Below are 23,401 nucleotides of genomic sequence, written 5' to 3'. Positions count from 1 at the left end.
GCCGATCGGCGACATTCACTTCCCCTCTCCCCCTGCGGGAGAGGGCGGTTCATCACCCTTACAACACCACCCGTCGCCCTTCCTCCGCGGCCCAATAGCCCGCGTAGTTCACCTTGATCGTCTCGTAGGCCAGCGCTAGGTCCGAAAGCGGCTGCCTTCCCGTCACCGCGCATTCCATGAAATCCTGGATTTCCTGCAAATAGCCGCGCGTCCATTCCTCCTCGAGGCAGACATATTGCCAGCCGGTTTTGCGGTCGACCTTTTCCGTGATGTAGACCGACGCGAGCTTTTCCTCGGAGGTCTGGTAGCTCATCAGATGCGTGTTCGGGGTGATGTTGGCGAATAGCGAGCCGCCGCTGGTATAAGTCTCGATCAGATTGCGCACGCCGCCCATGATCATGTCGCCGGAGAACACGGTCGCCTTGGTGCCGTCGGAGAAGGTCGCCGTCAGCGTGCCCCAATCCTCGACATCGACCGGATTGGCCTTGATGTAGCTGCGCTCCCCCGGCTTCAGACCGGCGGTGACGTTGCCGACATCGCCGGTGACGCTGGCAACGCGGATGGTCTCGCCGCGCGCCTTCGCCTCGACCTGCTTGAGATAGAGCACCGCAGAGAGCGGATGGCAGCCCATGCGGATCAGCGAGCCGCCGCCGGTCATCGCCCATTGCGCGGCGTGCGCCGCGTGCGAACCGGAATGACTCTCCTCACCCTTCATGAACAGGATTTTGTCTTTCGTCGCCTTGATGATTTCAGCGGTCTTGGTGACGGCGGGGGCGTAGATCCAGTCCTCGGCATACATGAAGAGCTTTCCCGTCCGCTCGATCGCGGCCCGCGTCGCGTCCATCTCCTCGATCACCCGTTCATACATCAGCGCCTTCGGCACGTGCTTGCCGATCGGCTGCTGGTCGCCGTTGCGGCCGAAATAGCCGGCAAAGGGCTTCTCGCAGATGACATGCTTGCCGGCCTGCATGCTGGCGACGATCATCTCGGCGTGGAGATTGGGCGGCGTGCAGATGTCGATGATGTCGAGCTCTCGATCGGCGATCAGTTCGGCGAAGCTCCGATAGACCCGTGCAATATTGTGATGCCGAGCGAACGCGACGACCTTGTCGCCGCGCGCGGCGACCGCCGCGACCTCGACGTCCACGCCATAGACGCGCCGGAACGCATGCATATGCAGCTCCGACACGAAGCCGCAGCCGACGAGTCCGACCCTGATCCCAGCCATAACGCTCCCTCACCCCTGGTTTGGTAGCACTATAGCGCGCTTGCAGGTCTATTCCACCGAGACGCGGACCACGCCGGCGCTCATCATGCCGAGCGCGCGGGCGGCGGGCACCGAGAGATCGACGATGCGGCCACGGATGAACGGGCCGCGATCATTCACGCGGCATTGAATCGTGTGCCCGCTCCAGGACACCTTCAGCACGCTGCCGAATGGCCGCGTACGGTGGGCGCACGTCATCTCGCCTTTGCCGGCCTTTCCGTAACCGTAATATGAGGCAAGCCCACTCTCGGCATTTGCAACGGAGATGAAGGCGAGAGAAGAAGTCGTCACACACAGCAATAAGGTCGTCCGCGCTCGCACGGCACCGCTCCCGGTTACCCTGCCCCGCGTGCAAACGTCGCCTTGTTCCAAATGGTTCCGGGAACACTGCCGGGCATTACCCGGCAGTGCCATCACACATTGTTACTGCTTGTGAAATACGAGCGTGCGCACTTCGATGCTTTCGCGCAGGGGTGCATCGGCCGGCGTCGTCGGATCGACGAAGGCCGTGTGCGGTCCGAACCGCGTGCGGCCGTCGGTTGCGGAATCATAGCACTTGAGCAGCAGAGCTTCGTCTGCCGTCATCTCGGGAAAATAGAACCAGCGATGGTTCGGATTGTATTTCACCGAATAGGTCTCGCCGCGCCGGTTCGGATAGATCAGGTCGGACGCAACAAGATCCTCGGGCGCGACCGTGGTGCCGTCGGCCATCGCGAGCGGTGAATCGCGCAAGGGCCCGCGGATCGGGCGCCAGAGATTGATCACCTGCACGCGGCCGTTCAACAGCTCATCGGCTTCATCAGGCAAATGCTCGCGCACGCGGTTGGCGCCGGACGTGACGGTCTGGTCGACATGCACGCGCGTGGCAGGCTGGCGCGGCCCGCCGCCACGGATGTCGGCTGCGCCCGCGACACGCTTGCGCACGGTGTGATCGAAGATGACGACGCGGTCGGCCTTCAGCGTCGCGCGGAGAAAGGCTTCGACGGCGGGATAGTAGACCGTACGTATTTCCTCGTCGTTGTAAAAATCCTTCACCCGGGTCGGGTGGCGCACCAGCGCAAAGCCTTCGCGATCAAGCGATAAATTTTCGGCGATCAGTCGTGCGTCGAAGATCGGCACCTGATGCGGCTCCGGCAGTGACGTGCTTTTCGGCTCGCCCGGCGGCGGATCGAAGGCATAGGTGCGCGGCTTGGCTGATGTCGGCGCGAGATAGTTGAGTTCAGCGGTGACGAAGGGAAGCGATTCGATTTTTGTTTCTTGCAGGCCCATCTCTGATCTCCTGGCCAACTCATTTGTCGGCATCAGATTGATCTCGGCGGGCGCTGATTGCGCCGCAAGGGAGCCGGCTCGAATAGCAATGTCGCTGTCGTCGGCACGGGCAAGAAGAGAACAATCACGTCGGCGAAGCGATCCCGCCAAACGAGTTGTTCTCATCTTATCTTCGATCGATCGAAACCGAGAATGACCACCTCGGACGCGCAATCACCAATAGTGCCGATAGTAAGGGCGATAATAGGCCCGGGGCCGATAGTAGCCGTAGCGATAGCCGTAATACGGACGCGGACGGTAGTAGGGGCGATAGCCGTAACCGTAGCCAGGACCATAGCCGTAGCTGTAATAGGCCGGCGCGTAACCGGATCCATAACCGTACCCGTAGGCCGGATATCCATAGCCGCCGCCGTAGCCGTAATAGGGGCTACCGCCGTAATAGCCATAAGGGCTCCCGCCGTAATAGCCGTAGGGCCCGCTGCTGGCGATGGCGCCGCCGATGATCGCGCCGGCCGCAAGCCCGCCGATACCCCAGCCAAAGCCGCGCCCGCGCCAATACACCTGCGTCGCGGCCTCAGGGGTCGCGGCCTTCATGGCCGCGACATGGGTCGGCATCGGCGCCGCCGCCGCCTGCTCGACCTGACCGGCCAATACAGCCGTCGCAAGCGAACAGGAAACTACCGTTTTCCAGATACTCATCGCCTCAACTCCTGTCTGACGTTTCGTTTGGAAAAAGATCGCAGGCCCCATGATCGTGCATCCTTGCGCCAAGTCAAAGCTTCGAATTCGCGTGCAGCGCACAAGACGCGGCCCCTTGCCTGAATTGTTATCAGCCGGGCCCTCCAGCGCGCCGATGTGACAACGAGACGACCGCGCCGGAGGGCGGGCCTCGAACGGCAAAGCATTAAGCTTGCCGCGCGTTCGCAACCAACAACCAGCTTCCCGATTGACTATTCGTACCGCTACTATCGGTTCCAACGGGCGCGGGCCCAACGGGCTCCTCGCGACAACAGGCCGCGGCCTGCGCCAAGCGTGAGTGGGAGGATGACATGAGTGCCGCCGGAAATGAGCCGCTTGCCCGCCAGGCGCTGGCGTTCGTCCTGGCCGGCGGACGCGGCAGCCGGCTGCTGGAGCTGACTGACCGGCGCGCCAAGCCCGCGGTCTATTTCGGTGGCAAATCCCGCATCATTGATTTCGCGCTGTCGAACGCGGTGAACTCCGGCATCCGCCGCATCGCGGTCGCGACCCAGTACAAGGCGCACAGCCTGATCCGGCATCTTCAAATGGGCTGGAATTTCTTCCGCCCCGAGCGCAACGAGAGCTTTGACATCCTTCCCGCCAGCCAGCGCGTGTCGGAGAACATGTGGTATGTCGGCACGGCGGATGCGATCTACCAGAACATCGACATCATCGAGTCGCATGCCTGCCGCTTCATCGTCGTGCTCGCCGGCGATCATATCTACAAGATGGATTACGAGGTGATGCTGCGGCAGCATGTCGACAGCGGCGCCGACGTCACCGTCGGCTGCCTCGAAATGCCGCGCGCGGAATCCAGTGGCTTCGGCATCATGCATATCGACGAGAACGGCTGGATCCAGCAATTCCTGGAAAAGCCCAAGGATCCGCCGCCAATGCCGGGCAAGCCCGACGTCTCGCTCGCCAGCATGGGCATCTACGTGTTCGATGCCAAATTCCTCTACGACCAGCTCAAGCGCGACGCCGAGGATCCGAATTCGAACCACGATTTCGGCAAGGACATCATCCCCTACATCGTCAAGAACGGCCGCGCCATCGCGCATCAGTTCTCCAGCTCCTGCGTCCGTTCGGGCGACGATCCCCGCTCCTATTGGCGCGACGTCGGCACGGTCGACGCCTATTGGGCCGCCAACATCGATTTGACCGACGTGGTGCCGGAGCTCGACCTGTTCGACCGCGCCTGGCCGATCTGGTCCTATGCCGAGATCACGCCGCCGGCGAAATTCGTCCATGACGAAGAGAGCCGGCGCGGTTCGGCGGTGAGCTCGCTGGTGTCCGGTGGCTGCATCATTTCCGGCGCCTCGCTGCGACGTTCGCTGCTGTTTACCGGCGTGCGCGTCAATTCCTATGCCAGCGTCGAGAACGCCGTGATCATGCCTTACGTCAATATCGGCCGCGGCGCGCGGCTCAAGAACGTCGTGATCGACCGCGGCATCGAAATCCCCGAGGGGCTTGTCGTCGGCGAAGATCCCGAGCTCGACGCAAGACGCTTCCGCACCACCGAGCAGGGCGTCTCGCTGATCACCCAGCCGATGATCGACAGGCTCAATACATGACGCCTGTTCGCGTCCTCGCGGTCGCCTCCGAAGTCTATCCCATCGTCAAGACCGGCGGCCTCGCGGATGTCGCCGGCGCGCTGCCGATCGCACTGAAGGCGCATGGCGTCGAGATGCGCACGCTAATGCCGGGCTATCCCGATGTGATGCGGATGCTCGCGGGCGCGCAGGAGGTGTGGCGCTGGCCGGATTATTTCGGCGGGCCCGGCCGGCTGCTCGCCGGCACACGCGACGGGCTCGACCTGTTCGTGCTGGATGTGCCGCATCTCTACGCACGGCCCGGCAATCCCTATGTCACCGCTGATGGCACCGACTGGCCGGACAACGGCGTGCGCTTTGCGGCGCTGGCGCGCGTGGCAGCCGATATCGGCCACGGCCTTGTCTCCGCCTTCGTGCCCGAAATCGTACATGCCCATGACTGGCAGGCCGGGCTCGCGCCGGCCTATCTCCATTATGACAACCGTCCGCGGCCCGGCACCGTGATGACCATTCACAACATGGCCTATCAGGGCAAGTTCGACCGCGCGCTGACGGGCGCGATCGGCCTGCCCGGGGACGCGTCGTTCGACGTCAATGGGCTCGAATATTTTGGCGGGATCAGCTTCCTGAAGGCCGGCCTGCAATTCGCCGATCGCATCACCACGGTATCGCCGACCTACGCGCGCGAGATCCAGAGCGACGAGGGCGGCATGGGGCTCGGCGGCCTCTTGCGCGAGCGCGCGAGCGTGCTGAGCGGCATCCTCAACGGCGTCGACGTCTCGGTGTGGAATCCGCGGACCGATCCGCTGATCGCCTGCCGCTTCGATGCCGACGAGATGTCGTTTCGGGTGGCGAACAAGGCGACCTTGCAGCAACGGCTCGGGCTCGATCTCCTGACCGACGCACCATTGCTCGGCGTCATCAGCCGGCTGTCGTGGCAGAAGGGTCTCGATCTCCTGCTCGAGGCCATCCCCACCATACTGGGCGAAGGCATGCAACTGGCTCTGCTCGGCAGCGGTGACGCCGAGTTACAGGATCGCTACCGTGAAGCTGCCCGTGCGCATCCGCGACGGATCGCGGCCGTGATCGGCTATGACGAGGCGCTTGCTCACCTGATCCAGGCCGGCGTCGACGCCCTCGTCGTGCCATCGCGGTTCGAGCCATGCGGCCTGACGCAGCTCTGCGCGCTGCGCTATGGCGCCGTGCCGATCGTGTCGCGCGTCGGCGGTCTTGCGGACACGGTCAGCGAACCGGCGACGGGATTCACCTTCGGCCCGGTCACGTCGGACAATCTCTCGGCTGCATTGAGGCGCGCAAGCCTCGCCTTCCACGACAAGCCGGCGTGGCGCCAATTGCAGCTCACGGGCCTTGCGACCGACGTCTCGTGGCGCAACCGGGCCGGCGAATATGCCGCGCTCTATCGCGGCCTGATGGCATCCCGCCGCATGGCGTGACCCTCGTCGAATCCATGCTATAGAGCCGGCATGGAACCCTTCGTCATCAAGCTGATCGGCTTTGCCGCCGCCACCTGCACCACTGTCGCCTACGCGCCGCAAGTCATCAAGGTCTGGAAGACCCGCTCGGCGCGCGACATCTCGCTCGGCATGTTCCTGATCATGGTGCTGGGCCTGGCGCTCTGGCTGATCTACGGCCTGCTCTCGGGCGATGCGCCGCTCGTCGCCGCCAACGCCATCACCATGCTGCTCGCCGGCGGCATTCTGGCGATGAAGCTGAAATATGGGTGAGCCCTGCTCGCCTCTTCCTTCTCCCCTTGTGGGAGAAGGTGGCGCGAAGCGCCGGATGAGGGGTTCGCTCGGCAAATTCACTACGCAAGATTCCCGAGTCGAGAGAAACCCCTCACCCGTCTCGCCGCTGCGCGGCGATCCACCCTCTCCCACAAGGGGAGAGGGTTGCGGCGCCAAACGCCGCCCTACGATTCACCCGAACACATACGACGCCATCGCGACGCTGGCGACCTCGTCGACGAAGACGCGCTCGCCCACATCGCTGCCGGCGGCGCCGGCTGCGACCATCAGCGGCAGCAGATGGTCTTCGCGCGGATGGGCCAACCGCGCACTCGGCGCGTGCTCCCAATCGACCAGCATCGCGTTGCGGCGCGCCGCATCCGGGTTGCTGATCGCCTCGTTCAGATAGGCTTCGAAGTCATAGGAGACAGGCTTCGACTCTGCGCGGCCAAAGCCGCGCATGTTGTGATAGGTGAGCCCGCTGCCGACGATCAGAATGCCTTCGTCGCGCAGCGATGCAATCGCCTGCCCGACCTTGATGTGCTCGGCCGCATCGTAGCTCGATTTCAGCGACAGCAGCACGATCGGCATGTCCGCGTTCGGATACATCAGGCCGAGCGGCACGAAGGTGCCGTGGTCAAAACCCTGGTTGGCATCTTCCCGGCACTCGAGATCGGCGCGCGCGAGCAGCGCCTTCACCTCGGCGGCAAGCTCGGGCTTTCCCGGCGCCGCATATTTGATGTGATAGGTATGCTCGGGGAAACCGTAATAGTCGTACACCATCGGCGGATGCGCCGAGGTCGACACGGTGAAAGCATCTGCCTCCCAATGGCCGGTGATGACGAGCACCGCCTTCGGCTTTGCCGGCAGCAGTTGCGGCAGCCGAGCGAACTCCGCGGCGGTCCTGGCATATTGCACCCGCCGGTCCTCCATGAACGGCCAGGGTCCGCCGCCGTGGGACAGGAAGAGGGTCGGTAATCGCGTCATGGGTGTCGGCTCGCCTGTTTCAGAACATGCGCGTGCCAGCGGCCCGCGCAATCGGCGGCGAGCATAGGGAAATCGTCATGGTTAGCAAGCCGTTAACGATTTGCCGGCGAGAATCCGACGTGGCCGAAGGAATCGGCCAGAAGACAAGCGAGTCGTGAGATGAAGAAGTTTGCGCTGGGGGACGTCGTCAACAGTGACAAGGGCCGTCGCGGTGTCGTTCGCGCCGCCTACCGCTCCAAGGAAGGCCAGCAATTCTACGCCGTCGAGAAGGATGGTGCGATGGACTATCTGGAGGAAGACCGGTTGACGCCGGCGCCCCGCGTCGAGCTCGCCGCCTAAGTCTCACTCATTTCTTGCTCTCGGGCGCGAGCCGGTCGAGACGCTCTACCCAAGGGTCGTCGCCGCTCGCGATGCGATCATTCGCGATCAGCAGCAGGCGATCGCGGTCTGCGACCGCGTCCCAATGCGGCAGGTCGGGGCTGTTGGGATCGCCGCTCTTGGCAAAGTTGATCCAGTAGGCGCGCAGGCGGCTCGCGACCTCGCGGTCGCCGCGCGAGAAGATGCCCGCGCCGGGCACGCCCTCCGCACCGAAGATGAACTGCAGCTCGCGCCCATGCCCTTCGTCGGGATTGCGGCGCTGCGCCTGCGGCACATAGGCAAAACGATAGCGGAAGGTCGGCGCGCCGGTTGCGGCATGAAGCCGAGCCAGCAAACGCACCGGCTCGGAGAAGACCTTGTCGGTGTAGAAACTGGCCGCAAGGTCTGCCGGCCTCGCGACGTCGGGATAGAGCTTGCGCAGCTCATCGATGCTCTCGCCTGCGGATGAAAGCGCGTCCTTGATGTCGAGCTCGCCGTCAAAGCGTGTCTCATCGTCGTTCGAACCGACGATCAGGGGAACGCGGCTCTGGTGTGCTGCGGCAAATCCGGCGGCGACGTCTTCCGTCACGAGGTTTCCGTCTATCGCTGGCCCAAAACCATGGGGCGATTTCGCCAGAAGATTTTTTTCGACGGCAAGTAGCCGCATCGCTTTCGCGTCGCGCATATCCGCCTCCGGCCCGAGCGCGGCGATAAGCTGTCGGCCCGCGGCCTCGGCCTGCTGCGACGAGTTCAGGTGTGCACGGCCGGGCACTGATTGCAGAATGGCCTTCTGAAACAGATCGCGCGATTGGGAGCACAGCATCAAAAGCGCGATCGAGGTCGCGCCTGCGCCGTTCCCGAACAGGGTGACGTTACCGGGATCGCCGCCGAAGGCCGCGATGTTGTCGTGTACCCAATTGAGCGCCGCGATCTGGTCCATCAGACCGAAATTGCCGGAGCCGCCTTCCGACAGCGCGGGATGCGTGAGAAAGCCGAGCACGCCGAGGCGGTAATTCACGGTCACGACGATGAGGCCGGCCTGCGCGAGCTTGGCGCCGTCGAACAGCGGATCGTTCGCCGTGCCTCTTGCGAAATCGCCGCCATGGATGAACACCATCACTGGCAACGGGCCGTCGACGCCGAACGGACGGAACACGTTGAGCGTCAGGCAATCCTCGCGCGTCCCGGAGATCAACGGCTGAAGACAAGGCGCGCCATAGTCGTAGGCAGTGCGCATCTCCGAGCTTTCCGGCGTCGGCTGCGGCGGCCGCCAGCGCAGTGCGCCGACCGGCGGCTTCGCATAAGCGAGCCCCCTGAAGGAGGCGACCTCGCCCTCGACGGCGCCGAGCATCTGCCCCTCGCGCGTCAACGCGAATGGAAATTGTCCGACCGGCTGCGCGGTGGCGATGCCGGTGCAGCAGAGGACGACAAAAGCCGCAACGCCCGCTAGCAGGGATCGCATCTTCGGGGGATCTCGATGCGCGGTAAGGTTCCCCCGGAGGTTACGTCCGGCGCCGGCGGCGAGGCAAGCCTTGCAGCCGCGCCTAGCCGCCCTTGCCGATAATCTCCGCCAGCGCGCGGCGCGCGATGATGCCGAGCTCGCCGAGCGTGGAATGGCCGGCTTGTGCCGCCTCGATCAGGCGCTCGGCGATGAACCTGCGGCTGTCGTGATCACCGCCATGCGGCAATTGGCGGCACGTCTCCTCCAGGACGACGTCCATGTTGGCTTTGGTCCGCTCACTCAACTCTGTCATGACGCCCGGTCGGTACGCGTGGCTAGTAACCGCAAGCATACACGGACGGATCGTACATGATTAGCCCGGGCAATCACGGCCATTGTGCATCGCGATGCGTGCATTGACGCAACGTTCGCGCCACGATGACGCCGCAAACGACTACCGGAGATTGCACTTGTTCTGATGACAGACCGGGCTGGCGGCGTTAGCCTGCCGGCAAACAAAAATACACGGGAGGAATGCCATGCCTGACGCAATGGTCGCCGCACGCGATTCCAAAGCGAATGGAACCGTCCAACAGGTCGATGTTGCCGTGGTCGGCGCCGGATTTGCCGGCCTCTATCTTCTGCATCGTTTGCGCAAGGCCGGCTTCTCGACGGTCGCGCTCGAAGAAGCCGGCGATGTCGGCGGCACCTGGTACTGGAACCGCTATCCCGGCGCACGCTGCGACATCCAGACCATCGACTACAGCTACACTTTCGATCCCGAGCTCGAGACCGCCTGGACCTGGTCGGAGAAATACGCGACCCAGCCGGAGATCCTGCGCTATCTCGGCTTCGTCGCCGACCGCTATGACCTGCGCAGCGATATCCGCTTCAAGACCAAGGTGACGGAAGCCAAATGGGACGAGGCGACCGAGCGCTGGCAGCTCTCGACCGACAGCGGCGCGCCCGTCTCCTGCCGCTTCTACATCATGGCGACCGGCTGCCTCTCCGCGCCAAAGCCGCCGGAGATCGACGGCGTCAAGGATTTTCGCGGCCAGGTCTATTTCACCGGACGCTGGCCGCATGGCGGCGTCGACCTTGCGGGCAAGCGCGTCGCCGTGATCGGCACCGGCTCGTCGGGAATCCAGTCGATCCCGTTGATCGCCGAACAGGCCGCGCATCTGACCGTGTTCCAGCGCACGCCGAATTTCGCGTTGCCCGCGCATAACGGCCCCGCGCCGGACGACCGCATGAGCCTGCTGCAAGGCGACCGCGCCGCGTATCGCGATCAGGCGCGTCAGTCGATGACCGGCGTGCCCTATCCGCAGCAGACGGCGGTGAGCTGGCAATTGAGCGAGGCCGAGCGTCGCGAGCGCTTCGAACGCGCCTGGGCCGCCGGCGACCTCGTCCACATCCTGACCCAGCTCTGGGCCGATCAGGGCTCCGAGCTCGACGGCAACAGACTGGTCTGCGACTTCATACGCGAGAAGATTTCGGCGATCGTGAAGGATCCGGAAACGGCAGCTGCGCTGATGCCGCACGATCATCCGTTCGGCGCCAAACGTCCCTGCCTCGACACCAATTACTACGCGACCTACAACCGGCCGAACGTCACGCTGGTCAATCTGCGCCAGGAGCCGATCAAGGCAATCACGGAAAGCGGGATCACGACGGCCAAGCGCAACGTCGACGTCGACGTCATCGTGTTCGCGACCGGGTTCGACGCCATGACCGGCGCGATCCGCGCCGTGCATCCGATCACCGGCCGCGGCGGCAAGTCGCTGTCCGATGTCTGGGCGCACGGACCCGAGAGCTATCTCGGGCTCACGGTCGAAGGCTTCCCGAACTTCTTCATGATCACCGGGCCCGGCAGCCCGTCGGTGCTGTCGAACATGGCGGTGTCGATCGAGCAGCATGTCGACTGGGTGGTCGATCGCCTCGCCCAATTGCGCGACGCCGGCTTCACCACGGTCGAAGCGACCGAGACGGCGCAGGCCGGCTGGGGCCGGCACATGGCCGACTGCGCGATGCTGACGCTGCACCGGCTCGCCAACACCTGGTACACCGGCGCCAACGTTCCCGGCAAGGTGCACGCGCTGATGCCCTATACCGGCGGCGTCGGCCCCTATCGCAGCATCTGCGACGAGGTCACGAGCCGCGGCATGCTCGGCTTCAAGCTGACCGGCCCCAATGTCGCCGCGCAGTGCAATGACGGCGAGGTGGTACGCCTGCAACCGGATGTGCGGCTGGTGCTGAACCTGCTCGCAACGCTCAACCTGCCGCCGATCGAGTCGATGGGCGCGCAAGGCGCCCGGGCCTTCGTCAACGAGTTCAACAAGGGCCGCCCTGCCGGACGGCCGATCGGCGCTGTCGTCGACGGCACGTTGCCCGGCGCCGACGGTCCGCTGCCCTATCGTGTCTACAAGCCCGCGACGGCGGGACCGCATCCGATCGTGGTCTATTTCCACGGCGGCGGCTGGGTGCTCGGCGATGAGCAATCGGACGAACCGTTCTGCCGTGACATGGTGCGGCGGACCGGCATGATGTTCGTCAGCGTCGGCTATCGCCATGCGCCGGAGCATCGCTTTCCGACCGCAGCCGAGGACGGCTATGCGGCGACGCGCTGGATCGCCGAGCATGCGGTCGAGCTCGGCGGCCAGCCGGGTCCGGTGCTGGTTGCGGGCTGGAGCGCCGGCGGCAACATCGCCGCCGTCACCTGCCAGCTCGCGCGTGACCGCGGCGGCCCGGCGATCGCCGGCCAGCTGCTGATTTGCCCGGTCACCGATTGCAGCTTCGACCGTCCCTCCTACAACGACAATGCGACCGGCTATTTCCTGACGCGCTCGCTGATGGACTGGTTCTGGGACCTCTACTGCTCGCCGGCCGACCGCACCGATCCGCGCGTCTCGCCGTTGCGCGGCAAGGTCTCAGGGTTGCCGCCGGCCTTCGTCGTCACCTGCGAATTCGATCCGCTGCGCGACGAGGGCATCGCCTATGCGGACGCGATGGCCGCGGCCGGCGTCGCGGTCGAGCAGCTCAAGGCGCACGGCCATTTCCACTCGTCCTTCACGATGGTCGACGTAGTCATCACCGGCGTGACTGGCCGGACGCAGATGGCCGAGGCGTTGCGGCGCTTTGCCGGGCTGCCGCCGGGGTTAAGGCACGATGACGAGCATAGTCACGGCCATGTCAGCCCGGGGCACAAGATCGCAGCGGCCGCAAGTTAAGGCCGCGATCGGCCGGGAACCATGTCCCGGCCACCGCGTTATCGAAACGTGGCATAGAGATGCAGCGATTGGTGTGGGCCCCGGTACGCGTGTCTGCGTGCCGGGGTTCTTTTTGCGTGAGGCGAGGACGATGGGGGCATCAGCCACTGATTCAAAGGTCGATTTCGGCGTGCCGGCCGTGCTGCACAAATGGCCGTCGCTTGCAAACCAGCGCAGGCCGGACCGGGAATCTTACCACGTCAGCGAAGGCACGCTCGACCAGTGCATCACAGCCTTCATGGAGAAGCCGCCGGCAACCCGGCACCTCTATGAGATCCACACGGCGCCGCAGCCGCCGCTGGTGACTGAGATCCTCTCGCCGGAGCACATCGCCGAGCTGTCGCGGCTGCGGGAATTTCTCTAACGACGCGCAGAGGCCTCTGCCCGCACCCATACGACCAGCTTCTCACAGGCGCAGGAACCTTCGTCCGGTTTTTCCCGTTATCGGGGATCGGATGCTGAGGCGAGAGTGCTGAGATGATCGAAGCTGGCGTACCATCCCCGACCGTGCCCTATGGCGCAGATCAGACCCTGTTCGTGGTGATCGATCGCCGCGACAAAGCGACCGAGATCCGCATCGAGCGCAGCGATCTCGAAACCACGATCGGCGAGCTCGTGGCCGGCTGCTTCAATGATCCGGTCAAGGTGATCTCGTTCAACACGCTCGAGCACTGGGTCAAGGATATCTCGCCCGAGATCGCCGGCGAAATCCGGGCGCGCTGCGACATCGACGGGATTACGCTTCCCGACTACCTCAGAGATTTCGTCGCAGCCAATAGCTGAGGGATTGCCGAGGTTATCCACGCCGCCTGGCGGCGATGACCTCGATCTCGCGGCGGCGGTCGCCGGCGAAGCTCAGGAGCTTTTCGATCGTCAGCGTATCCGTGATCCGTTTGGCGAGCCGCTCGGCGCGCGCGGCCTGATCTTCGAGATACTGGATCGTGTTCAAGCGCCGCCCCCAAAAGCCTCGATGTGTCGAAGCCCCCATCGTGAGCGACGTCGGCTAACAGCCGGTTAAGCGCGGCCCTCAAATGAAATCGCGGCCTATCGCACGACGTCGAGCCTGACATTGGTGACGCCCTTGTCGACCATGCCGAGCGCCTCGGCCGCGGAGGGGGAGATGTCGACGACGCGTCCGTGAACGAAGGGGCCGCGATCGTTGACCCTGACGGTGACGAAGCGGCCGGAGGAAACATCGGTGACGCGCAGCTTGGTGCCGAACGGCAAGGTGGGATGGGCCGCGGTCAACTCGTTCTTGTCGAACTTCTCGCCGCTCGCGGTCTCCGTGTCCGAATAGAAGCTCGCAACGCCCTGCGACGCCGTCGGCCTGGTGCTCGCCGTATCATGAGACGGACGCGGCCTGAAGATCGGATGCGGATGCAGCGCCGCCACCCGGTGCGGCCGCTCGATCGCGGACTGCCTTGTGGTCGTGCCAAGATCGGCCCTCTGGCGACCGACCGGCGATTGCGCGCAGGCGGCAAGCGATGCGGCGCCGATGAATGCGAGCAGCAGCCGGCACGAGGTTGCGGGGGAAATCCGGGCATTTTCGGCACGTGCAAAGCGAGACATGATACGCCCTCCGAACAACCCCAAGTTTCGGTGGGCAATGAGGGCAGAACCTTGGCTGAAGCCGAGCGGGGGTAAGGCGGGGGTTGTTTGGCACCGGCTGTGACGAATCCACCACAGTCGATGTCCTGAATCGGGACAAATTCAGCGAAAAATCAGCCCGATACGACGCGCCAGAGCATCGGGCGCGCGTCCGGCTGAGCCTCAGCAGTGTCGCCGTCGCCCCTCAGAAGCCGCATCAGCTCGCGCCGATAGAGCAGCCGCCAGCCCGTTTTCAGGCTGGCGAGAAAGTCGAGCTCCCGTTGTGTCAGTGTGCACATCATGGACCCGATCAAGTTGCAGTGGCCACGTCGTCAGCCGACGAGGCCTCCCATTGCCTTGACATCCGCGCTGCCGGGGAAGACCGCATCCGCCAGCACTTTCTCGTCGACGCGCAGATGATCCCTGAGCAGGCCCTTCAGCACGGCGCGCAAGTCAGTGGTCGGCTTGAGATCGCGGTCCTCGAACAGCTGCTCCGATTTCAGGCCCGGCCAGTCCGCGATCACGCGGCCGCCGGAGAGCGCGCCGCCGATCAGGAAGGCCACCGTGCCCGTGCCGTGGTCGGTGCCTTGCGTGCCGTTGATGCGCGCGGTGCGGCCAAACTCGGTGACGACGGCGACGACCGTCTCGCCCCAGGCCTCGCCCATGTTGGTCTCGATGGACGCAAAGGCGCCGTCGAGCGCGCCGAGCAGATTGTAGAGCTGACCTGCGGCGGCACCTTCGGCGATGTGCGTGTCCCAGCCGACAAATCCCATGGCGCCGACGCGCGGACCGTCGGGCTTTGCGAGATAGCGTGCGGCCGTGCCGGCGGCCTCCGCAAAATAGGCGCGCACACGCGCGATGCCGGGCGGCGCCAGCGTCGGGTCGTCCGACATCGCTTCACCCGTGCCCATCGCGCCGTCGAGCGAGGCGAGCTTCATGCGCGCCTGGAGCACGGTCGCGAGCTTCGGGTCGGTATGCTGGTAGAGATCGAGCAGACGGTTCTGCGTGTCCGCGCTCGCCGGCAACAGCTTCTGCGGCACCCATGTCATCACCGGCGCCGAGCCGCGCACGACGAGCGGCGTCACCGAGCCGATGCCGAGCGCACGGCTGCCGCGCGGATCGACACGACCGCCGGATTCCAGCGCGACGAGCGCGCGGTTGAGCCAGCCCGAGCTGGTCATGCCGGGCTTGGTGAGCCCGCTCTCGAGCACGTCCTGGCCGTCGAAATGCGAGCGCTCGCGATAGGGCGTCGCGGTGGCGTGGACGATCGCGGCCTTGCCGGTCTTGTAGAGCCGGTGCAGGTTCGGCATCGCCGGATTGAGCGCGAAGAAAGCATCGAGCGGCAGCGCCGGCGTCTTGCCGTCCGCGACCAGCGCGCGGTCGCCGCGCAACGCGATCCAGTCGGGATCGCCCACGGGCGCGACCGCGCCGAGGCCGTCAAGCGCGCCGCGCAGCACGATGACGAGCAGGCGCGGATCGCGGCCTTCGGCACGCGCGAGCCGCGGCATCTGGCTCCACGCGAACAGCGCACCGGAGCCGACCAGAAGCTCGCGCCTTGTGGGCAGATGGTTGACCAGGCCCATGCTCACCTCCTCTGAAAATCTGCCGACATGAACAACAGCGCCAGCGCCTGCTGCCGGCTCTCCGCGCGCCCGACCGCCTGCTTCACGTCCGCTCCGATCTCGGATGCGAAGACGTCCTCGATGATGGCTTGCGGATCGGCCGTGCCGGTGATCCGCTCGGCAAAATTGTTGGCGACGTCGAGCCGGCGGCCGACGCCGTCGATCCAGCTCGCCTCGTCGTCAGGATAGCCCTTCGGCGCCGACGGACGCCACAGCGCCTCGCCGAGCAATTCCTGGCCCCCGGTGTAGCGCACGGGATCGACCACCGTGATGCCGGTGGCGCGCACCATGCCGATCACCCATTCGCTGGGACGCTTGAGCTTTGACGGCGGCCCGCGCCAGGCTTCATCTGACGACACCATGGTGATCGCGACCTGCTTGAGATCGCCCTCGGTGTCGCGAAACGTCTTCGCCATCGGCTCGATCAGCGCTGGCGGCGGCTCGTCGGCCACGAAATGCCGCGCGAGCTTGGTCGCGACATGGGTCGCGGTTGCGGGGTTTGCGGCGAGGTCGCGCAGCACGGCGCGGCCCTGCTCGGCATCCTCCTGCTCGTAGCGCTTGCCGAGCACGGTCTGTCCGCCGGGCTCGTGCAGGCGCGGGTTGAAGGTGAACTCGCCGCCATGCTGGGGATCGACGCCCGGCGGCACCAGCGTCCAGCCGGTCATGACGTTGGCGAAGCTGATGACGTCGTCCTGGGTGTAGCCGGTGCGCACACCGAGCGTGTGCAGCTCCATGATCTCGCGCGCGATGTTCTCGTTGAGGCCGCGATTGCGGTTGATGCCGGCAATCGAGTTCGCCCCCATCGATTCCAGGTTGTCGAGATAGAACAGCATCGCCGGATGGCCTTCGACCGCCAGCAGCAGATCGACGAAGCGGCCGAGCGTATTGGCGCGAATGGCTTCGCGCTCATAGGCGCCGGACATGCTCTGGATCTTGTTGGCCGAGATGCAGAAATGGTTGGACCAGAACCACACCAGCCGTTCGGCGAAGCCGATCTCGGCGGCGAGCGCCGCCTCCGTGCGCAGCTTGGCCTCCTGCAAATACATCGGACGTCCGGGATCTGGCACGGCTTCGGCGGCCTGCTTGGCCGCCATCTCGGCGGCGTCCTTCTCGGAGCCTTGTCCTGGTGCCTGCGTCTGGTCTTCCGACATGGCGGGCGCGGAAGCCATCTGCTGCTTCTTTGCCTGCTGCTGCGCCTGCTTGGCGCGCGCCGTTCGCCGCGCATTGGCGTCGGCCACGGTGCGGAATGCCTTGGCGCTGGTGGGAAGGTTGGTGGCCGCGCTGAGCACCAGCGGCCGGTCGAGCTCGGCGATCAAAGCGCCTCGCGGATCGGTGCCAACAGCGGCGATCGATCCCGGCCGTGGTCCCATCCCGAATCGATGGAGCGCCAGCACAGCTTCGGCCTTTGCAGAATTGCTCATGGCGAATGCCCAACTGTTTCGAGCCACCGGACGGCGGGGCGATACGCCTCGGTCCGGTACGAACCGTAATGCTACACAACGTAGCATTAGCGATGGACGGATGCAAGTTGAGATTGAGCAAGGCTCTGACGGCGCGAACCGGCATCCGCCAGCCGGCGGATGCGTCGCAGCAGTCTAGAAACTCGGCCCGAGCGCGATCTTCGTGATCGTTCCGTTCCTGACGCCGATGCGCCATTCCGCCGAGCCGTTGGCGAACTGGGCGATATAGATGTCGCTGTCGAGCGCGGTGACGCCGCGGAACGAGATCGCCCGCAGCGTTCCGAGCCGGGCCAGGATCGCCTGATCGAACGGAAGCTGCTGACGCGTGAGATCGGCAACTTCGGTCGTCATGAGATCGTAGTCCGGCTGCCCCTTGCCGACGCCGTCGATATAGTGGCGCAGCATCTCCTCGCCATTGGCGATCGGAACGTCGCGGCGAGCAGCGCGCCCCGGTCGCGCGCCGAGGCTGGAAGCCTCGACATTGTGGAAGCGCGTCTGCCGGCCCGGCACCAGGATCTCCAGGCATCGTCCCGATTTGTCGGCAATCATCCACGGATTGTTCACGGTGGTCGTGGAAGCCCAGGACATGTTGGCCCTGACGACGCTCTGCGCCCGGTGATTGCCGTCGCCGTCGAGATTGAAGACCTGGATGTCGTCACCCATGTCGTTGTAGATCATGATCCTGATCGGCGAGGTGCCGGTGCGGCCGCGAACGCTCGCCTCCTCGGCACAGGAGACCATGCCGCCGAGTTCGCTATTGCCGTTGGGACGGAACAGCACGTCGCCGGCCTTGCCGTCGGGGTCGATCAGCAGGCGGAATTCGGCCGCGCCGTTTTCGAACTGTGCGCCGTAGATGTCGTAGCCGCCGGGGCCGACGCCGCGGAAGAAGATCGATTCCACCGCGCCGAGCGCCACGACCGTCGCAGTCAGCTCGCCGAGCTGCCGGTGTACCTTGGCCGCGAGCGGCGCGCTCATGCGGTCGTAGTTCGGCGTGCCGTGGCGCAGATCCTCGATCCCGCGCAGGATCATCTCCTTGCCGCCGTCGGCCGGGACCTGCTCCCGGAAACGTTCCGGAACCTGCGCGAGCCGGCGCGCGAAGTCGGCCTCGATGGCCTGCGCCGTCGCCGCATCGATCCGCGGCGCGAGACGGGCGCCGAACACCGCATTCTGGACCAGGACGCGCGAGACCTTGGCCTCCCCGTCGCGCAGGAAGATCAGGAGATTGCGGCCCTGGATCGAGAAGACATCGGCACCTTCGGCCAGGAGCGCGGCACCGCCTTGCACGGATTCCTGCACCTGGAGCCGATCGCCATCGCGCCGCACGGTGAGCACGCGATTCGGCGCCATCCTGTACCAGCCGACATACTGGTCAAGTGACGCGGAATCGGCGGCCGCCGTCGGCATCTCGGCAACGCGCGCGGCGCGCATGTCGCGACCGTTCATGCGTAGCATCAGCTCGGACGAACGACGCTCCGCGTCGACCGGGAACGTGATCTCGCCGAACGAGGCCGCGTAGGACGCCGTGCCGTCATTGCCGACCGTCAGGCGCAGCTTGCGCTGCCCGGTCAGCTGTCCATAGAGATCGTCGCCCTCGCGGAAGATGGCGAACACCGAGGCCGGACCCATCGCATAGAAATTGACGAACGGCCGATAGTGCTCCGCCGGCACCTCGCCGAGATCCGCCGCAAGCGGCGCGGGATCCGGGGTGCGATAGGCGATCATGCCGGCGGAGACGATCATGACCGGCACAATCGCCGCCGCGATCCACAGCCGCTTGCGCCAGCCGACCGCCACGGGCATGGCGGCGGCCGCGATGATGCGCTCCACCCGCGCGCGCACGGTCGAGGCCCGCGCCATCGCGAGCTCCATCGGCCGCGGCTTCACGGATGTTGCGACGTCGAGCAGGATTTCGGCATAGGACCAGCGGTCGTCGATCACCTCGATCGCCTCGGCGTCGCTGATGATCTCGGCAAGCTCGGCGAGACGGGCGAGCTGCCACCACGAGAACGGGCTGAACCAGAACACCGCGCGATTGAGCGAGGCGAGCAGCAGGACGTAGAAGTCGCGATTGGCGACATGCGCACCCTCATGCGCGAGCACCGCGAGGCGCTTCTTGGCGTCCCAGCCGGCGAATTGCGGCGGCACCAGGATGGTCGAGCCGAAGGTCACGGGACCGCCGACATCGCGGCTGACGCGCACGTCGGCATCGATCAGCTGCCCGCCCTTCATCGGCTTTGCCGCCCGCGCCATCCGCCAGGTCAGGCCGAGGCCGATGGCAAGCCGCAACAGCAACAGGCCGGCGATTCCGGCATAGCCGATGGTGGCCAGGAGCCGCCAATCGATCGAGACGGCGCTCTTCACCTGCGGCACAACCGCAGTGCCTGGCGCGATCGGCAGCGCCGGCTGCGGCGTCTCCAGCATCGAAATGTCGGCCGGCCACAATTCGTCCGGCACCGGCACGGACAAAGGCAGCCGGTCGATGGTGAGCGTCGGCCAATGCATCACGAAGGGCATGGCCAGCGAGGCCATGAGCACGACGACCCACGCCGTCATGTGGACGTGCGGATTGCGCACGCGAAACAGATTGAGACCGAACCAAACGACGCCTCCCAGCACAAGGGAGCGCAGCGCCGCCTCCGCCAGAGTTGCGATCATTCTTTCTTCACTCCCTTCGCCTTCTTCGCCTTGGCCACCTGGTCGGCCAGCGTGCGCAATTGCTGCTGGTCGAGCATCGCATTGTCCACCATGCCGACGAGGACCTCCTCCATCGACCCGTTGCAGAACCAGTCGACGATGCGCTGCACCGCCTTGGCGGCCACCTTCGCCCGCGGCTCGGCCGCATGGTAGACGTAGGTGCGGCCGTCCACGGTGTGGTGAGCATAGCCCTTTTCCTCGAGCCGGCGCAGCACCGTGCGCACCGTGGATTCCTTCAGTCGCCGCGACAGCCGCTCGCGGACGATTTCAGCCGTGACCGGACCGTGGGCCCAAACCAATTGCATGACCTCGTGCTCGAGGTCGCCCAGTTCGGGCAAACGATCGTCCATGGTGGCCTACCTAACGGCTTGAGTTCTCTTGTAACGCTACAGACTGTCGCATATACGCCCGCGCCAGGCAACGGCGATTCCACCTGAAATGGTATCGCCGGGCTGACCTATTGGCTGTTTCCGCTAAGGCGGAATGTGTTTTGGTAATCGATGCGAACCGAGGAGCTCAGATCACCTCTCCCGCAGGGAGAGGTGATCCGGGACGCCAATCGAGCCTGCCTTCATCGCGCTCTAGTATTTCGGCTCGTACATCTGCGACGAGACCAGGGCCTTCACGTCGTTCGGCGCCGGTCCGTCGGCGAGCCCGCGCTGGTAGGCGACATCGGCCACCGCGGCGGCGATTCGGGCCGAAACCTCGCGGATGCGGGGCAGCGCCGGATAGAGGCTGCCCTGCGCGAGGTCCTCCTTGCCGACGCAATCGGCCAGCGTATGGGCGGCCGCCATGAACATCTCGTCGGTGACGAGGCGCGAGCGGCTGGCGATGACGCCGAGGCCGACGCCCGGGAAGATGTAGGAATTGTTGCCCTGGCGCGGCACGAAGGTGCGGCCGTTGAGCGTCACCGGATCATAGGGGCTGCCGCAGGCGAACAGCGCGCGGCCCTCGGTGTAGCGATAGGCGTCCTCCGCCGAACATTCGGCCTTCGAGGTCGGATTGGAGAGCGCGAACACGATCGGCTTGTCGTTGAGCTCGGCCATCGCCTTGAGCACGTCGGGCGTGAAGGCGCCGCCGACCGCGGCGACGCCGATGATTGCCGTCGGCTTCAGCGTCCTGATCGCGGTGAGGAAGTCGGAGATCGGCGCCTGATCGGTATGGGCATAGCGCAGCTTGTGGCCATGGAGGCCCTCGCGCCGCGCAACGACGAGGCCGCGGGAATCCACCAGCCAGTTGCGCCGGAGCGCCTCCGCTTCAGTGGCGCCCTCCGCCATCATCGCGGAGACCACGAGATCGGCGATGCCGGTCGCCGCCTCGCCGGCGCCGAGGAACAGGATGCGCTGATCCCTCAGCTTGCCACCATTCACACGCAGCGCCGAGAACAGGCCGGCCAGCGCCACCGCCGCGGTGCCCTGGATGTCATCGTTGAAGACGCAGGTTTCATCCCGGTATTTGTGCAGCAGCTTGAATGCCGAATGATTGGCGAAATCCTCGAACTGGATCAGCACGCCCGGAAACGTCTTCCGCGCCGCGACCATGAATTCGTCGACGAAGCTGTCATAGGCCTCGCCGGTCAGCCGTCGCTCGCGCAGACCGAGATAATAGGGATCGTTCAACAGCTCTTCATTGTTGGTGCCGACATCGAGCACGATCGGCAGGCAATGCTCGGGATGCACACCGGCACAGGCCGAGTAGAGCGAGAGTTTTCCGACCGGAATGCCCATGCCGTTGGCGCCGAGATCGCCGAGGCCAAGGATACGCTCGCCATCGGTGACGACGATCAGCTTGGCGGGATAGGGCCAGTTCTTCAGGATCTCGCCGATCTGACCACGATCGTGCGAGGTGATGAACATGCCGCGCGGCCGCTGGAAGATCAGGCCGAATTTCTGGCAGGCAAGCCCAACCGTCGGCGTGTAGATGATCGGCTGGATCTCGTCGATGTTGTCGACGACGACGCGGAAGAACAGCGCCTCGTTGCGATCATGCAGCGCGTTCAGCGCGACGTATTTTTCCAGGTCGGTCGGCAGCGATCGCAGATTGATCAGCACGCGCTCGACCTGCGCCTCGATCGTCAATACGCAAGCCGGCAGCAGGCCGCGCAGGCCCATTGCATCGCGCTCCGCTTCCGTGAAGGCGGTGCCCTTGTTGAGCAGGGGATCGCGCAGCAGCGTCATGCCGTGCGGTTGATCGGATGACGTCGGTTGGGCTGCGACCCGAGCAGGTCTATTCACGGATTCCCCCAGGGAGTTTCTTATTGAAGGGCAATCATTGTCTGCCAGCGCTCCATCGAGATCAAGGATGTTGCCTCGTCAGCAACGATTGTGATCTCGCACCGCAGCGAGATTTTCGCGCGAGATCGCAGCTTGCGCCGACGCAAAAGTTAACGCCGCAAAGCTATTCCGGCTTGATATCCGCGGCCTTCACGATCGGCCACCATTTCTCGGTCTCGGCCTTCTGGAAGGCGCCGAGCGCTGCGGGCGATTGCTGGTCCGCCGGCGGGATCTCCTGCCCCAATTCGGCAAAGCGCTGCTTGACGGACGGATCGGCAAGTGCGGCGACGATCGCCGCATTCAGCTTTGCAACGATCTCCTTCGGCGTGTTCTTCGGTGCCCAGATGCCGTGCCAATAGGAGATGTAGAGCCCGGGTAGCCCGGCCTCATCGACGGTCGGGATGTCGGGCGCGGACGCAAGCCGCGTCGGCGAGGTCACCGCAAAAGCCTTGATCGCGCCGTTCTTGACCTGCGGCAGCGAATTGGTGGCCTGGTCGAACATGATGTCGATCTGGCCGGCGACCAGATCGACCATCGCGGGCCCGGCGCCGCGATAGGGCACGAACTGGAAGTCGGTGCCGGTCTTCTCCTTGAAGAAGACACCGGCGACATGTGCTCCCGTGCCGGCACCCGCCGTGCCCGCGGTGGCCTTGCCGGGGTTCTCCTTCAACCAGGCGATCAGCTCTTTGAGATTGTTGGCCTCGAGCGTCTTCCGGCCGACGATGAGCTGCGTTCCCATTGCGATCATCGCGATGGGCTCGAAATCGCCGACCACGTCATAAGGCAGCTTGAAGATTGCGCCGTTGAGCACATGGGTGCCCCAATGGCCGATGGTGATGGTCGTGCCGTCCGGAGCCGCGCGCGCGACGCGGGCACCGGCAATGCTGCCAGAGGCGCCGGCGACGTTCTCGACCACGATGGTCGCGCGCAGCTCCGCCGCGATGCGCTCGGACAAGATGCGCGCCAGCGTATCGGTCGGTCCGCCCGCAGCGAACGGCACCACCAGCGTGATCGGGCGCGAGGGAAAATTCTGGGCGCTGGCCGGTGCGATCGACACCCCGCACCCGAGCAAAGCGCAAATGACGATCACATGACCGCGTAATCCAGCCCACAGCCCCCGCATCAATCTCTCCCACCGTCTT

General features: G+C 65.1%; 23 protein-coding genes. 7 read left to right on the top strand and 16 right to left on the bottom strand.

Annotation, left to right across the window (positions count from 1 at the left end):
- Window positions 1-58: 58 nt before the first annotated feature.
- From IC761_RS09785 to IC761_RS09770, 4 genes are all read right to left on the bottom strand, one after another.
- Window positions 59-1,228, bottom strand: coding sequence for a Gfo/Idh/MocA family protein (locus IC761_RS09785; RefSeq protein ID WP_195803041.1), 1,170 nt, complete (start codon window positions 1,226-1,228; stop codon window positions 59-61).
- A gap of 48 nt (window positions 1,229-1,276) precedes the next feature.
- The gene (locus IC761_RS09780; RefSeq protein ID WP_195803040.1) at window positions 1,277-1,588 is read right to left on the bottom strand and encodes a septal ring lytic transglycosylase RlpA family protein; all 312 of its coding nucleotides are present in this window, start codon (window positions 1,586-1,588) and stop codon (window positions 1,277-1,279) included.
- Window positions 1,589-1,690: 102 nt separating this feature from the next.
- Entirely contained in the window at window positions 1,691-2,536 is an 846-nt protein-coding gene (locus IC761_RS09775) for a CmcJ/NvfI family oxidoreductase (protein WP_195803039.1), read from the bottom strand.
- A gap of 213 nt (window positions 2,537-2,749) precedes the next feature.
- Entirely contained in the window at window positions 2,750-3,235 is a 486-nt protein-coding gene (locus IC761_RS09770) for a hypothetical protein (RefSeq protein WP_195803038.1), read from the bottom strand.
- Between the two features lie 350 nt (window positions 3,236-3,585).
- Between IC761_RS09770 and glgC the strand changes: the two genes are divergently transcribed.
- Genes glgC through IC761_RS09755 form a run of 3 tightly spaced genes read left to right on the top strand, consistent with a single transcriptional unit; the run spans window position 3,586 to window position 6,572 of the window.
- Window positions 3,586-4,848 (top strand): glucose-1-phosphate adenylyltransferase, encoded by a 1,263-nt coding sequence (gene glgC / locus IC761_RS09765; protein WP_195803037.1) that lies wholly within the window; start codon window positions 3,586-3,588, stop codon window positions 4,846-4,848.
- A complete protein-coding gene (glgA, locus tag IC761_RS09760) occupies window positions 4,845-6,281 on the top strand; it encodes a glycogen synthase GlgA (protein WP_195803036.1) in 1,437 nt (478 codons plus the stop codon). The genes glgC and glgA overlap by 4 nt, the downstream gene beginning before the upstream one ends.
- Before the next feature lie 30 nt (window positions 6,282-6,311).
- A complete protein-coding gene (locus tag IC761_RS09755) occupies window positions 6,312-6,572 on the top strand; it encodes a SemiSWEET transporter (RefSeq protein ID WP_195803035.1) in 261 nt (86 codons plus the stop codon).
- Between the two features lie 192 nt (window positions 6,573-6,764).
- Here IC761_RS09755 and IC761_RS09750 read toward each other — a convergent pair whose 3' ends face one another.
- The gene (locus tag IC761_RS09750; protein WP_195803034.1) at window positions 6,765-7,559 is read right to left on the bottom strand and encodes a DODA-type extradiol aromatic ring-opening family dioxygenase; all 795 of its coding nucleotides are present in this window, start codon (window positions 7,557-7,559) and stop codon (window positions 6,765-6,767) included.
- A 159-nt stretch (window positions 7,560-7,718) separates the two neighbouring features.
- On the opposite strand from IC761_RS09750, the gene IC761_RS09745 reads away from it, so the two are divergent.
- Entirely contained in the window at window positions 7,719-7,898 is a 180-nt protein-coding gene (locus IC761_RS09745) for a hypothetical protein (protein ID WP_092228438.1), read from the top strand.
- A 7-nt stretch (window positions 7,899-7,905) separates the two neighbouring features.
- Here the strand turns inward: IC761_RS09745 and IC761_RS09740 are convergent, their stop codons facing one another.
- A complete protein-coding gene (locus tag IC761_RS09740) occupies window positions 7,906-9,378 on the bottom strand; it encodes a carboxylesterase/lipase family protein (protein WP_195803033.1) in 1,473 nt (490 codons plus the stop codon).
- Window positions 9,379-9,460: 82 nt separating this feature from the next.
- On the bottom strand, window positions 9,461-9,709 hold the full coding sequence (locus IC761_RS09735) for a hypothetical protein (RefSeq protein WP_195803032.1): 249 nt from the start codon (window positions 9,707-9,709) through the stop codon (window positions 9,461-9,463).
- A 187-nt stretch (window positions 9,710-9,896) separates the two neighbouring features.
- Here IC761_RS09735 and IC761_RS09730 point away from each other — a divergent pair, with 187 nt between their 5' ends.
- The 3 genes from IC761_RS09730 (at window position 9,897) to IC761_RS09720 (ending at window position 13,406) form a co-directional block, all read left to right on the top strand.
- Window positions 9,897-12,584, top strand: coding sequence for a flavin-containing monooxygenase (locus IC761_RS09730; protein WP_195803031.1), 2,688 nt, complete (start codon window positions 9,897-9,899; stop codon window positions 12,582-12,584).
- Window positions 12,585-12,714: 130 nt separating this feature from the next.
- Complete coding sequence (locus IC761_RS09725; protein WP_195803030.1) at window positions 12,715-12,987, top strand: hypothetical protein; 273 nt, start codon at window positions 12,715-12,717, stop codon at window positions 12,985-12,987.
- 113 nt (window positions 12,988-13,100) lie between these two features.
- Window positions 13,101-13,406: a hypothetical protein gene (locus IC761_RS09720; protein ID WP_195803029.1), complete on the top strand. Its 306-nt coding sequence runs from the start codon at window positions 13,101-13,103 to the stop codon at window positions 13,404-13,406.
- A gap of 13 nt (window positions 13,407-13,419) precedes the next feature.
- Here IC761_RS09720 and IC761_RS09715 read toward each other — a convergent pair whose 3' ends face one another.
- The 9 genes from IC761_RS09715 to IC761_RS09675 form a co-directional block, all read right to left on the bottom strand.
- Window positions 13,420-13,572: a hypothetical protein gene (locus IC761_RS09715; RefSeq protein WP_195803028.1), complete on the bottom strand. Its 153-nt coding sequence runs from the start codon at window positions 13,570-13,572 to the stop codon at window positions 13,420-13,422.
- 95 nt (window positions 13,573-13,667) lie between these two features.
- Complete coding sequence (locus tag IC761_RS09710; RefSeq protein ID WP_195803027.1) at window positions 13,668-14,192, bottom strand: septal ring lytic transglycosylase RlpA family protein; 525 nt, start codon at window positions 14,190-14,192, stop codon at window positions 13,668-13,670.
- Between the two features lie 152 nt (window positions 14,193-14,344).
- Window positions 14,345-14,512 (bottom strand): hypothetical protein, encoded by a 168-nt coding sequence (locus IC761_RS09705; protein WP_195803026.1) that lies wholly within the window; start codon window positions 14,510-14,512, stop codon window positions 14,345-14,347.
- Window positions 14,513-14,542: 30 nt separating this feature from the next.
- Window positions 14,543-15,793 (bottom strand): DUF1501 domain-containing protein, encoded by a 1,251-nt coding sequence (locus IC761_RS09700; protein ID WP_195803025.1) that lies wholly within the window; start codon window positions 15,791-15,793, stop codon window positions 14,543-14,545.
- A gap of 2 nt (window positions 15,794-15,795) precedes the next feature.
- Complete coding sequence (locus tag IC761_RS09695; protein WP_195803024.1) at window positions 15,796-17,253, bottom strand: DUF1800 domain-containing protein; 1,458 nt, start codon at window positions 17,251-17,253, stop codon at window positions 15,796-15,798.
- A gap of 174 nt (window positions 17,254-17,427) precedes the next feature.
- Complete coding sequence (locus tag IC761_RS09690; protein WP_195803023.1) at window positions 17,428-19,947, bottom strand: M56 family metallopeptidase; 2,520 nt, start codon at window positions 19,945-19,947, stop codon at window positions 17,428-17,430.
- The gene (locus IC761_RS09685; RefSeq protein ID WP_195803022.1) at window positions 19,944-20,336 is read right to left on the bottom strand and encodes a BlaI/MecI/CopY family transcriptional regulator; all 393 of its coding nucleotides are present in this window, start codon (window positions 20,334-20,336) and stop codon (window positions 19,944-19,946) included. The genes IC761_RS09690 and IC761_RS09685 overlap by 4 nt, the downstream gene beginning before the upstream one ends.
- A 231-nt stretch (window positions 20,337-20,567) precedes the next feature.
- Window positions 20,568-22,163: an NAD-dependent malic enzyme gene (locus tag IC761_RS09680; RefSeq protein WP_246791557.1), complete on the bottom strand. Its 1,596-nt coding sequence runs from the start codon at window positions 22,161-22,163 to the stop codon at window positions 20,568-20,570.
- 220 nt (window positions 22,164-22,383) lie between these two features.
- On the bottom strand, window positions 22,384-23,382 hold the full coding sequence (locus tag IC761_RS09675; RefSeq protein WP_195803020.1) for a tripartite tricarboxylate transporter substrate-binding protein: 999 nt from the start codon (window positions 23,380-23,382) through the stop codon (window positions 22,384-22,386).
- Window positions 23,383-23,401: the final 19 nt, after the last annotated feature.

Source organism: Bradyrhizobium commune (assembly GCF_015624505.1).
GTDB lineage: Bacteria > Pseudomonadota > Alphaproteobacteria > Rhizobiales > Xanthobacteraceae > Bradyrhizobium > Bradyrhizobium commune.
The sequence above is the reverse complement of the archived record's forward strand: the minus strand, read 5'-3'. Positions and strand labels throughout refer to the sequence as shown.